The sequence below is a fragment of the Candidatus Kurthia intestinigallinarum genome (assembly GCF_003991225.1).
GTDB lineage: Bacteria > Bacillota > Bacilli > Bacillales_A > Planococcaceae > Kurthia > Kurthia populi.
Genome location: NZ_JTFC01000169.1, coordinates 1 through 956, shown reverse-complemented (window position 1 = coordinate 956; position 956 = coordinate 1). Strand labels below are relative to the sequence as shown.

Here is a 956-nt window from a genome sequence, read left to right as displayed (position 1 = left end):
CTCGCATTAATGATAATTTCGTTGGTCGATGGTACAAAGTAACCTCGTCCTTCCTCATGAATCGAATACGTCTTCTCTGCAACGTGCAATTGCTTAAATTGATTTAAATAATTTTTAAATTGATCATATAGCCTCTGGGCGTCCTCATCCGTTTGAAATCGTTCGTTTACAAAATCTCTTGTCGTTTTAAGTGGCTCTCCTGCTGTTTGTGCGATGTCAAACACTGTTACCCATTTATAGCGAACTAAGACGTTCTCCAGCTTGAGTTCGCCGTTTTCATAAACAGGTTGCTTTGTTTTCGGGTCGAGTACTGGCTGCTGTTCAAAAATAGGAGCACGAATTTGAATGCCCTTCTCCCCTTTTTGCACATAACGCTCATGCTTTTTCCACGCTTGAAAGCCAGCGACATAAGTAGCTTTCGGATTTTGCATAAAAATGAGAATTTGGTTATCTACCGAATACTGGCGCATACTTGCCATGAAAGTTAAGTACCGCTTGAATTCAGTTTGGTTCGCAAATTGCGTCAGCTGTTCTTCAAGCCTTGTCGTAAGCTCTTTTGTACGTTCCTCATATGAGTTAGGTCGCAAGGGCATTACGCCTCACCTCGCTTTTGATATAAAGGTACATAACGCTGTTCGTTTTCAAATGGCACTTCTAAATACGCAACAATGTCATATGAAAGCAAATCCGGTACTTCTACAATCGTCAGTAAATCACGCTTATCACGGTAAATCGGCTTATCGCTAAACTCAACTTCTTCACGTCGATACATTTCTCCAACCTCCTTCTTTATTTCAAAAGTAGAAATTTCTACTTTTGAAAGGTATATATTTCTACTTATGTTTTTTGTACTTATGTTCTATTTATTCACTTTCAAAACTATATTCTATTTGTTAAATTAAAATTAAGGAGGTGCTTTATGCACTTAGATAAACATATTAAAGACTTTTTTCACC

General features: G+C 37.9%; 2 protein-coding genes. Both read right to left on the bottom strand.

The genetic code is table 11. The features are described from left to right. Nucleotides 1-593: ArdC family protein (locus QI30_RS19495; RefSeq protein WP_233600651.1), on the bottom strand; the 593-nt coding region annotated here is incomplete at its 3' end. Continuing rightward, entirely contained in the window at nt 593-772 is a 180-nt protein-coding gene (locus QI30_RS19490; protein ID WP_126992091.1) for a hypothetical protein, read from the bottom strand. The genes QI30_RS19495 and QI30_RS19490, both read right to left, overlap by 1 nt. Nucleotides 773-956: the final 184 nt, after the last annotated feature.

Excerpts from the sequence above, each read along its gene's own strand:
- QI30_RS19490 (WP_126992091.1), bottom strand. The coding sequence starts at position 772 with ATGTATCGACGTGAAGAAGTTGAGTTTAGCGATAAGCCGATTTACCGT.